4 protein-coding genes are annotated in these 12,642 nt (G+C 38.4%); all 4 read left to right on the forward strand.

The window, feature by feature from the left end; all coding sequences use genetic code 11:
• Nucleotides 1-219: 219 nt before the first annotated feature.
• A complete protein-coding gene (locus tag D9O48_RS12980) occupies nucleotides 220-2,508 on the forward strand; it encodes a TonB-dependent receptor (protein ID WP_126973406.1) in 2,289 nt (762 codons plus the stop codon).
• 10 nt (nucleotides 2,509-2,518) lie between these two features.
• Complete coding sequence (locus D9O48_RS12985; RefSeq protein ID WP_158624894.1) at nucleotides 2,519-2,995, forward strand: thioredoxin fold domain-containing protein; 477 nt, start codon at nucleotides 2,519-2,521, stop codon at nucleotides 2,993-2,995.
• A gap of 65 nt (nucleotides 2,996-3,060) precedes the next feature.
• Nucleotides 3,061-3,852 (forward strand): hypothetical protein, encoded by a 792-nt coding sequence (locus D9O48_RS12990; RefSeq protein WP_126973408.1) that lies wholly within the window; start codon nucleotides 3,061-3,063, stop codon nucleotides 3,850-3,852.
• A 684-nt stretch (nucleotides 3,853-4,536) separates the two neighbouring features.
• Entirely contained in the window at nucleotides 4,537-12,630 is an 8,094-nt protein-coding gene (locus tag D9O48_RS12995) for a SpvB/TcaC N-terminal domain-containing protein (protein ID WP_126973409.1), read from the forward strand.
• Nucleotides 12,631-12,642 lie beyond the last annotated feature (12 nt).

Below are 12,642 nucleotides of genomic sequence, written 5' to 3' on the forward strand. Positions count from 1 at the left end.
CATGAAGCGGCTGCCACTGGTAGCCGCTTTTTTCGTGAATTTATCAAGGGGAGAAGAAAATTAATCTCAATAAATGCAACAGTGTTGCGATAATTCATATATTTGCAATATTGTTGCAAATACTGTTTTGTTGCGTTTGCGCAGTTTTCAACAGGATTCTTTTTTAATTGCGGTTCAGCCGCTTTGGAGTTTCTATTATTCACTGCTTATTGATTTTACATGCGATTATTTGAATTTCTTATAACAACTATACTTTGGGTTTTACTATCCATCACTGTTCAGGCACAAACAGGTAAAGTTCTGGGACGCATAACAGCTCCTTCCGGTGAAATTATTCAGGGAGCAAGTGTACAGATCAGTAAACTGAATAAGTTCTCTATAGCAGATAGTAATGGTCTCTATCAACTGAACTTTCTTCCCGCAGGTAACTGGAACGTGATGGTAACGGCACAATCTTTCAGTGATTTTCATTTTTCTATTAATATCAGTAATGATTCTATTCAAAAAGACATCGTTCTATTACCCAATCATTCACTGCAGGAAGTGGTGGTATCCGGCACTTTGAAACCAATGGTGAGAGCTGAAAGCCCGGTGCCGGTTGAAGTGTATTCGGCTGCTTTTTTTAAAACAAATCCCGCACCTACTATTTTTGATGCCCTGCAAACAATTAATGGTGTACGGCCTCAGATCAATTGCAACGTTTGTAATACCGGTGATATCAGAATTAACGGCCTCGACGGGCCTTATACAATGGTTTTAATTGATGGAATGCCAATCGTCAGTGGTTTGTCTACTGTTTATGGTTTAAACGGCATACCACAGTCTTTACTCGAAAGAGTCGAAATCGTTAAAGGACCGGCATCTACCCTGTATGGCAGTGAAGCAGTAGGTGGTTTGATTAATATCATCACCAAAAAACCGGTTAATGCTCCCTTATTGTCAGTAGATTTGTTCAGTACTACCTGGAAAGAAACAAATGCCGATATCGGTTTGAAGTTGAAAGTTTCCGATAAAATACAGTCACTAGCAGGAATTAATTATTTCAACTATCAAAATCCGGTTGATAATAATAAGGATAATTTTACTGACCTTACTTTACAACACCGCATCTCCGTTTTTAATAAATGGAATTTTGAGCGGAAACACAATCGTTTGTTTGCGCTGGCCGCCAGATATGTTTATGAAGATCGATGGGGTGGAGAAATGAACTGGACAAAGTATGACAGAGGGGGAACAGCTGTGTACGGAGAAAGTATTTATACGAAGAGATGGGAGTTGTTCGGAACTTATCAGTTACCATTTAAAGAACATCTGTTATGGATGTTTAGTGTTAACAGACATCAACAGAATAGCGTATACGGTGATATGCCTTTTATAGCAGATCAGCAGATTCTGTTTTCACAGTTAACCTGGAATAAAACCGCAGGAAAACATGACTTATTAACCGGACTCGCTTTACGGTACACTTATTATGATGATAATACTGTGGCTACTGCACAAATTACCAATACTCGGCAAAACCATCCATCTAAAACACTTCTTCCTGGTATATTTATACAAGATGAAATTTCATTAAATCAACAGAATAAGCTTTTGGTAGGAGTGAGGTACGACTACAACTCTTTACACGGTAATATTTTTACTCCACGTATAAATTATAAATGGAATTCAAAAGATAAAAAAAATATCCTCAGGGTAAGTGTCGGAAACGGATACCGGGTGGCAAATGTTTTTACTGAAGATCATGCCGCATTAACCGGTGCACGACAGGTTGTTTTTATCAATGACCTGCACCCGGAAACCTCCTGGAATACTAATGTCAATTTTGTACGGAAATTATATACTGGTTCTGCTGTTATAAATCTTGATGCTACTTTGTTTTATACTTATTTTCACAATAAAATTATTGCAGATTACGACACCGACCCCAATAAAATTATTTATGATAATCTCGATGGTTTCGCTGTTTCAAAAGGTGCTTCTTTAAATGCAGATATAACTTTCAATAACCTGAGAATAATGCTAGGTGCCACTGCTATGGATGTTTATAGTAAAGAAAATAATCTACGCATCAGGCAATTGTTTACTGAAAAGTTTAGTGGAGTATGGACGATTTCTTATTCTTTCAGATCGATCGGATTAACTGCTGACTATACAGGAAATATATATGGTCCAATGAGATTGCCGTTATTAAGCAATACTGATCCCCGGAGAGAATACTCGCCATGGTGGTCTGTTCAAAATATTCACCTTACCAAAAAAATAAAAGATAAGCTGGAGGTGTACGCAGGTATTAAAAATATCTTAAACTGGACAATCAATAAGGGTGTTCCTTTTATCATAGCAAGGTCACATGATCCTTTTGATCGTCAGGTTCAGTTTGATGCTTCCGGTAATGCGATGGTTACGGCTGATAATCCTTATGGATTAACCTTTGATCCTACCTACGCCTATGGCCCCAATCAGGGAATCAGAGGATTCTTCGGTATTCGTTATACTTATCATTAAAGGAATCATTATGAATATCACGGCCAAAATTACAGCAATCTGTTTGATGATGATCAACAGCGCTACGGCTCAGGTTCAATTGAAATCGGTGGCTCAGCTGAATGACGCTATGAAAAATGACCCGAAGCCGGTTTTGTTTCTTTTATCTGCAGAATGGTGCTCATATTGCCATCTGCAGAAAAGAAAATTAAAAGAATTCTTTGAATCACCCACGAAACAATTTTATTATGTAGAGTTTAACATTGAAAGTAAAAATCAGGTTGATTTTAATAATAAAAATTACAGCTACAAACCAAATGGAATACAAACGGGTATACACGAGTTTGCTATTTTTCTGAGTGGTTCTAATGAAGGAGTCAGCTGTCCGTCATGGGTGTTAATGGATCACAACTATAACTTTATATTCCGGCATGCAGGGGTGCTTTCTTCCAGGGAGATGACAGAAATGATGCAGCTGTTAAAACATTACGAGTATTTAAAATATTAAGTCGGGTTGAAAGTGTATATTTTGTAATGGGTGATATTGTATCTTTAATAAATAAACCTTTTAGAATGAACCGTTTGATAATATCTGTATCAGTAATATGTTTTTTAACAGCCTGCGTTACTCCTAAACAACAATTGAAGAAATCGTATTCCCGTTTATCCAAAGAAGAAAGAGTATTGGCAGATTCTGTTATTTTATATGCGCTCGATCATGAAGCATTATATACTTTAGCAGATACACTGAAACCGATGAGCAGTGTACGTTTTTATCAGCTGCCATTGGCTGGTAATAAAACTGATGATAAAATAAATACATTTTATCAATTGCAGAAAGTATCAAATGCTTTGAGTCGGGCAGATTTTGAATTTGTTTTTAATCCTTACAAGTATTCAGATACTATACATAAAAATATGGAAATGTATGTATTCAGAAAGTCGCGGTTAAAGAATATGATTACTCAACAACAAGCCTTTTACCTGCCTTTGGGAATTAATCCGGATGCGCTGCCTGCAACAGTGCTGGCTATCACAGAATATGGAAACAAGTATGAGCGTTGGCAGAGCTATGGCTATCTTTTTGGGTATCCGGATCATGCGGTTGATTTTTTTGTACAGGCTGGTAAACAACAGGATACTACTACTGAATTTGTAGAAAGAAGTTTTTTTGCCATTCCGGTTCAAGCCGGTGAAACCGGATATTTTACCTATGCGATTCCGAAAGGAGCTGTTCCTTCACAACAGGATTCAACTATTTATCTGAATGCACAACAAACGCTTCATAAATACAAAGAACTACGTAGTAAAGTGCTGATAAAAAAGAATAGAAGCCCTTTTAAATTGTGGATGAAAATGCTTTAACAATAGAAAGTAAAAATCTAATTCCAGATGATTAAACCATCAGGTGACAGTTAAGCGTATGCGTTAATTGTTACCTTTTTTTATGCAATATTTTACTTTTAATTTATTGACACAGAATGCTTTTTAATAGGTATAAATACCTTCTTCCAAATGAAAAATACATTTGGTGATTTCAATTTTTTTTTGTATCTTATTTAGATGAGCCTATAGTATCTGCTACTGACGCGTTACAAGAAATGCTCTTATTTTAACCTCTTATTGATTCTTAATTATCTAGTCTTTTCTTCTATTTTTCTAGTTGCTACTACTTTGTGGTAAATCTTTACATGAAGATTTTTTTTTGATGGTTGATATTAAAAAAGTATATACTTTAGGTGAAGAATTGATTCCCCCCATATTGACTAGTAGTTCTATACATTTCACATGTTTACCCCAAACCTTATGAAATGTTGCCGAGAAGTGAACTTTTCTCAGGTATGAATAAATCCTGAACATTTCAGGTTAGTGTTAACGGAACTATGCAGGATCATGTTTTAGAGTATTGGTACATTTTCAAATAAGAATATTGTTGCTGCCGTAACAAATATTATTGAATTATCTGTGTTTTAACTGTAATCATTTGATTGCTGATGGCATTGCTATGCTCATAAGACATTTATTACTAATTATAGAAATTTGTTTGCCATGGAGATGGATAAGATAAGCCTCCCGGACCTTCAGTTACCACATGAGCTGATGGTGAATAAAGCAAATGGAAATTTGAATGTAGCAGTTCAGATACCATTACCGGAAGGACGCGCTGGTTTCAGCCCTCAGTTAAGTTTACAGTATGCTGCAGCACCACAAAAATCAATTACAGGTTTAGGCTGGTCACTGACCGGCTTACCTTTTATATCTATTGATACTAAAGAAGGGTTGCCTAAATATGATGGTTCTGATACCTATGCGTTTAACGGCGGTATTTCATTAATTCCTGAACTTACGAAACTAAGTGGAGAATGGTTGCCACGTATTTCAGAAAATACTGATTTCTGGATTTACTATTTTCGTTCAAAATCAGAAACCGACTTTGTACGGTTTGAAAAGTGGGTACATAAAATAAACCAGCGTGTTCATTGGCGAACGCTGAGCCCGGAAAATATTTTATCTGTTTATGGTATGGAGGGTTCGGTATTGGCCAATCCTGAACAACCGGAGAATATTTTCATCTGGCTGATTGAAAAGCAATACGATCAATCTGGAAATGTAATTTCATATGAATACAAAAATGAAAATATTGATCATGTGCCACTCAATACTTCATTTGAAAGAAAAGGAAGTGGAAATTTTCGGGCTTCAGCATTGGTACAAAAATACCCTGCTAAAATCCTTTACGGAAATACTATTTCTTTGTTTCCGGGCCAGCATATTCCAGACACAAATCAGTGGATGTTTTCTGTAATATTTGATTATGGTGAATTCGAACACCGACCATATGAAAATGACCAGTCATCTTCTTCTCGGAAATGGACTGTCAGACAAGATCCCTTTTCTGTATATAAAGCAGGATTTGAAATAAGAACTTACCGCCTTTGCAAAAGAATTTTAACTTATCATAATATTTCTGAACTAGCTGCAACCCCCTCACTAACAGGTATTCTTTCTCTGAACTATGACGAAAGTCCGCTGGCAACTATTCTGCAAAGTATTAGTTATACAGGAGTAAGAAGAGACCTGTTTACAAATGCATATTCTGAAAAAGAACTTCCCCCTGTTTCGTTTGAATATACAAAAGCTTCATTGGGTAAAACTTTCAAAGCGGGTCCAAACGAAACTATTGTTAACACGCCCATAGGCCTCAAACCTTTAAATACACGTTTTGTTGATTTGTTAGGAGAAGGATTACCAGGAATTTTAACAGAAGCTGCTGATAATTGGTATTATAAATCAAATAAAGGACAAGGATTTTTTGACCAACAGCAAATTGTTATTAATAAACCGTCACAGCTGAAAGGTATTTATTCACTGGGAGATTTTGATCACGACGGAAACTTAAACCTGTTTTCAATAGAAGGGAGAAACGCAGGTTACTATGAATATGACCGGGATCAAATGCGCTGGTCTGGTTTTACCCCGTTTAATAATATACCTCAGGTTCAGAAAGGAAAATTTATTGATATTAATGCTGATGGATTTGCTGACTTATTGGTAGAAACAGAAGACAAAATAACTTGTTTTCCGTTTGAAGGAAAAGAAGGGTTTGGTAAACCATTCGAGTTTTCAAAACAGTTTTCTAATAACGGTAATTATGCACCTGCATTGGGTAATAATCTTTCATTAGACTATTTTATGGCAGACATGACCGGTGACGGGCTGCCCGATCAGGTTTGTATTCGTAATGGAAGAGTCGAATATTATCCGAATCTCGGAAACGGACGATTCGGAGAATGCATTGTTATGGAAAATTCCCCGGTATTTGACTTTGAATCATCTTTTGATGCCAGCAGATTACGATTGTATGATTTGGATGGGTCAGGTGCAACGGATATTATTTATTTGGGCAGAGGTGAAATCCGCTACTGGTATAATGCAATGGGTAATCGTTTTATAGAAGGAGGTGTTATTACGGGATTACCTTATATCGATTTGTTAAGTAGTGCCGATATCATAGATTTTTTGGGAAATGGAACTCCTTGCCTGGTTTGGTCTTCTCTTACACCTCAGCATAATGGTACTGTAATTCAGTATCTCGAAATAACAAACGGTGTGCAACCCGGTTTGTTAATAAAAGCGGATAATGGAATGGGGTTAGAAACAATGATTGAATACGGGTATTCAGGTTCTCATTATCTGCAGTCTGCCAAAGAAAATGAACCGTGGGTAAATAAAATTCCTCATCACTTCAGAGTGGTAAATAAGAAAGAAATTCACGATAAAATATCCGGTAACAAACTCGCAGTCTCATATAAATATTTTGACGGGTGTTATAATGGTAATGAACGAATTTTTACCTGCTTTGGAAGAGTAGATGAGTGGGATAGCGAACTGATCAGAAATAATAGTCTGTCTGCCTCCGGAGAATATCAACCCGTAAAATGCACAAAAACCTGGTTACATAGTGGGGTTTTCGGTTGGGATAGCCGGCAACACCATCAGTTTTATAATCAGGATTCACTGCAGGCTTACATTGCTCCCCAATTTTTTGAACAAACAGATCTTCTTACATCAGAAGACTTTTTGTTAGGATATAAAAGTTTATCTGCAAAACCTATTCGTCAGGAAATCTACACAATGAATGAATCAGGTGAATTGTCTGTACATCCGTTTTCTGTTTCACAGAACAGATATGCTATCAGAAAATTACAACCTGAGTATAAAGAAAGTTCCTCTTGCTTTTATACCTATCAGGCCGAATCGTTAACCGTCAGTTACGAGCAGATTGCAGATGACCCCTCTATGATTCATCAATTTACCATTGATGTTGATGCTTTCGGGCATATTACCCAACAGGTAACCATTGCCTATGCACGGCGCGATAATGCTACCATACACCCCCGGCAGGCTAAAGATTATATTGCTTGCGTTATAAATACTTACGGTAGCTCGAATGAAATTGAAAAATATCAGTCCGGAATTCTGTACGAAACTAAAACCTTTGAGATTAATCACATCAGCCGTTCCGTAAATGAATTAGTGAGTTTTAACTATATAAAATCGAATATTGATCAGTGGGTGAATAGTGCCAGGCCGTTTCATGAAAAACTTTCAACAAACGGTAATACCGAAGCAAGATTAATCAACTGGACTAAATTATACTATTGGAATGACTCATTAACAGACGTTTTACCATTTGCTGAACAAGGCAAAGTAGTATTGTTACACCATGAAGCTTCTGCTGTATTTACAAATCAGCTAATGCAGGATACTTTTTCCACTAAAATTTCGGGTATAGATCTTGGCATTACAGGCGACGGAGGATTTATTAGTGAACATAATTATAGATGGCAGCATAATGCTGTTAACAGATATAATAATAGTGACAGGTTTTATACACTTGATGCTGTTGTAAAGTATACAGGCGAAACTACAGGATATTCTTATGACCGTAATTATCTAAGTGTAATTGAAACGGTTGATGCGGTAGGTAATGTCAGAAGAACAATACTTGATTATAATATTGTGAAACCATATCGTTCGGTTGACGAAAATGAGAATTTATCAGAAGTACTGTTCGATCCTCTTGGAATAGCAATTGTTACTTCACAACAGGGAACCATTTTACATCAGGATTCTATAAAAGAATATGGAAATGGATTGCTGAGTGAATACACCGTTAGAACAGATGATAGTTTTGATAAAGTGATTACCGACGCTGATTTGTTTCTGCAGAACGCATCGGCATTTCTTTTTTATGATTTTGAACAACAGCCGCTTCGTACTATTCTGTTAACCCGTGAATCTCTACTGTATGATGGAAAAGATAATATCAATCATCCAACTGAAATTCAGGTAGAAGTTGACTATCAGGATGCTTTTGGTCGTAGCATTCAATCGAAACGTAAAATGGATCCTGGTTCGGCTATCCGGAAAAATAATAACGGAGAAGTGATGTTAGACGACGCAGGTAATGTTATACAGGCTCATAGCAATGAACGTTGGTGGGTGAGTGGACATATTGTATACAATAAAAAACAATTACCCATACAACAATATGAACCGTTTTATTCTACAACGTCAACGTTTGAATCTGATAATATTCTTGAAACTTTCGGAGTGGCTACTTTATTACAGTATGACGCCGCCAATCGATTAATAAGAACCGATTTTCCGAATGGAACATTCTCTGAAATTGTTTATGAACCATGGCAGATGAAAATGTTCGATCAGAATGATACTGTTGAACGTTCTATGTATAAATTGTTTAAAGAAACGCAACCTGCCGGTTCTGTTGACCGAATGGTTTTATCCCAGACTCTTTTACACAATGATACCCCCGTAGCAGTACTGTATGATCCGCTGGAAAGAGAAATTGTTAGTATTAATATGGATACCGACGGCTCTGAAAGAAGAACTGAAAAATGGTATGATGCAAGTGGTAATATAGAACGGATTATTGACCCCAGAGGATTAACAGCTTTCGAATACAAATATGATATGTCTGGAAATCTGCTATATGAAAATAGTAAAGATGCCGGAGAAAAATGGAACTTATATAATTCAGACGGACTTCTTATTTACAACTGGAATAGTAAAGAAACACGTCAGTTTTTTCAATATGATGCGCTAAACAGAATGTTGACAGTACGTGTACAGACTTCAGATGGATCAGATCACATTACTGAGCGATGCATATACGGTGAAGACCCTTCCGTTCTGAGGGCGAAAGAAAGAAATCTGCGCGGGCAGTTGGTGATGCAGTACGATCAGGCGGGGCTGCAGCAACTGGCACTGTCCGCTCCGGGTAATCTGCCAATAAGAATAGAACGTACATTGTTGACAAGCTTCACTCATGAACCTGACTGGACGAACCTTTCATCGGTTTCTTTAGAAAACGAAGTATATGTCTCTGTTTTTACTTATGATGCACTGGCAAGGGTAATAGCGCAGCAGTTACCTGATGAAACAACAAGGATGTATGAGTTTGATAAAGGCGGGCAATTGAATAAAGTACGTCTTTCCTCAGCTGATCAACAGTTTAATAGTACCGAAATTATTAAACAAACCACTTATAATGCGAAAGGATTAAAGGAATCTGTATTACTGGGAAATGATGTTTCATTGAATTATGAGTATGACAGAGATACTTTCCTGATGCAGCGTCTTAGAGCTGCCCGGAATAACAATGGCAGAGTTTATCAGAACATTCGTTATAGCTATGATCCTGTAGGAAATCTGATATATATGTCTGATGATGCTCAACAGCCAGGATCAGCTGGTGTAAATGTATTGGAAGGTTTGAATGTTTCTGCACACACTCAATATGAATATGATGCTTTTTATCAGTTAATCAAAGCGGAAGGTAGAGTACACCAGGCACTGTTGCAAACAGATTTTACCGGTAAAGATACCGGTGTGGTAAAAGGAACCAGACATATTTCGCTGAATAATGCCGCTTCGATAGAAAGATACACCCGCCGTTATGAATATGATATTGCCGGTAATAAAAAAAGAATGATTCATCAGGGTGTTTCTCAGAACTGGACAGCCCAGTTCCGAACGTTAGTAAATTCTAATCGTACACTTCCTCTGAGAGGATACAGCGACACCTCTTTTTTAAATGCGGAATCAATGTTTGATGCAAATGGTAATTGCCTTTATATGCCTCATGCACGTTCCGTAGAGTGGAATTACCGGAATAACATTTCTAAAGTGGTGCTCATTGATCGTTCTGATAATAACAGACCCAATGATGAGGAATATTATGTATACGACGGTAGTGGAAAACGTATCCGCAAAATTACCAGGAAAGTGGTGGATGTCAATAATGGCATTGTTGAATTGTCTGAAAAAACCTACCTCGATGGTTGCGAAGTAAAAAAAATTACAAGAGGAGGTGTAAAAATATTAAAACGAACAACTACACGAATAAATGATGGAGTCAGTGACATATGTATGATTCATTCATGGAAAACAGATGTTCACCAGCGTGAAACGGATATTGTTACAGATAAAAAAATACATTATCAGCTGAAAAATCACTTAGGATCCACAGCACTTGAACTGGATACCGATGGAAATGTAATTACCTATGAAGAATATTTTCCCTTTGGAGAAACTTCTTTTATCGCAGGAAGTAACAGAAAAGAAATTGAGCTGAAAGAATATAGATATTCCGGTAAAGAATGTGATGACTTTACAGGGTTATACTATTTCGGATACCGGTATTATGCGCATTGGCTGGGAGGCTGGATGAGCCCGGATCCGATCGGACCGGAAGATGCTGTTAATTTATACATGTATGTTCATAATAACCCGGTTAATCTTGTTGATCCGAACGGATTGCAATCTTCAGAAGTAAATGTAAGGATGCTTTCTTCCACCGCATCCTTACCTCAGGAACTGGTTTCTCGAATGTCATCTTCAGGGCATGTATTCTTTGTGGAAGGAATGCCTGAAGGGTATGATTACACATTTGCTGAGGTGGTTGCATATGCCCGTGAGCATGGTTCTACAGTCCAGGTTTATGATACTAACTCCACACAAAAGTTTTTTTCATTTCTGGCAGATCCATCTGATGAAAATTACTTAGCATACCGTAATCTGGTACAAGACATTGAAGCAGCAATGGAAGAAGAGTTTTCTGTAGATGTTGTTTTACAATGGCATGAAATGCGCTCCTCTGATGTACAATCGATGGATGAAAACGATGGAGACGTACATGGAAATGGTGGTAATAACACAGTGTCTTCGGGTGGAGACGGGGATAATGGCGGAGCTGGCGGATCAGATCGTAATAATTCAGGCAATGGTACAAACAATGGTTCAGCAGATAGTGATGCTAAAAGGAACAATAGCACTACCGGTACGAATGGTACTGCAACTACGGGCGATACTATAGAAAACAAAGGCTCAGCCCCTGGTAATGGCACAAATCCGAATGCCAGCCGTAGGCGAGGTCCGTCCGGCAGTCCTTCATCAACAGATATGAACCCGGGGCTTCCTCCAACGGCAGCCGGAGAGGGTAACAGAAGTGGTGCGTTAGAAGGTGGTGAAACCGGTTTGCCCAATGGTTCTATAAATGGTAATACGGATGCTGCGGTTGGAGGTGGAGGTATAGAGGGACAACTCGGACCGGGAGGAAGAGGTAGCGAAAATTCAACAGGAACAGGCAGGCATACATCCGGAGGCTTAAATCCCAACGGCTCTGATGAAGAACCATCCTGGTGGCAGGGTATGTTGCTGGCAATGGCCGGCGCACTTTATACGGTGGCTAACATTTTTATAGAAGCAGGAAAACAGGTATATGATCTCATTGGTTTATCTGTTGCTTGCCTGGGAACCGCCAGTGGTTGGTACGAATATGAACATGAATCTGTAAGTGCTATCGGGCAAGCTGCCGAAGCCGGTCAAACCACTTCTGATATCTTATTGGGCATGGGGCGTAATATTATTGAAACACCTTCCCGTTTGCTGGCTGCAGCAGAAAGAGGCGATTACTTCGAGTTCGGCGCAGAAAGTATGAATCTTTACATGTTGGGGAAAAGTGCGCATGGGTTTGCCCGTGGTGTGCCTTCAATGATACGTGGTGCTGCAAACCTGGGAAGATCCGGAGCAAGAATTGTATCGCAGTTTTTTGAACAGGCAAAACATACCGGCCCTAACAGTTGGCCGAGTTTCCGGCTGACACATACAGGTATGGGAGCTACCAATGGAAGCGGACTATTCAGTATGGCAAGAGGTTATCGTGTTCGCGGCTCTCATATAAAATATGCCATTTGGCGCGGTGGTATTGCCGCCAGAAGTGCTATGCAAACTGCCAGAACTGCTTTAAGCAGACTCGACCCAAGAAGATATACCAGTAATCAGATTAAAGGATTACTGGGGCGTGAGATGGCCAGAGTAAAATCATTCTTTCGGGGGGAACAACTTATCGGACGCGAATTAGAGGTGATCGTTAATGGTGAGTTCCGAACAATAGCTGATCTTGCCGTAATGGATAGAAATGGATTTATTATAATTGTTGAGGCGAAGTTTGGACCTCATTCAGGATTTACTCCTGCGCAATTAAAAGCATGGAGTGGAGGAAGTGTCAGTTTCCGTGTAGAAGCATTTGGCGGTAGCAAAGTAAAAACCCCCTAGTATTTAATAAAA

This window comes from Gynurincola endophyticus (genome assembly GCF_003991195.1).
GTDB lineage: Bacteria > Bacteroidota > Bacteroidia > Chitinophagales > Chitinophagaceae > Gynurincola > Gynurincola endophyticus.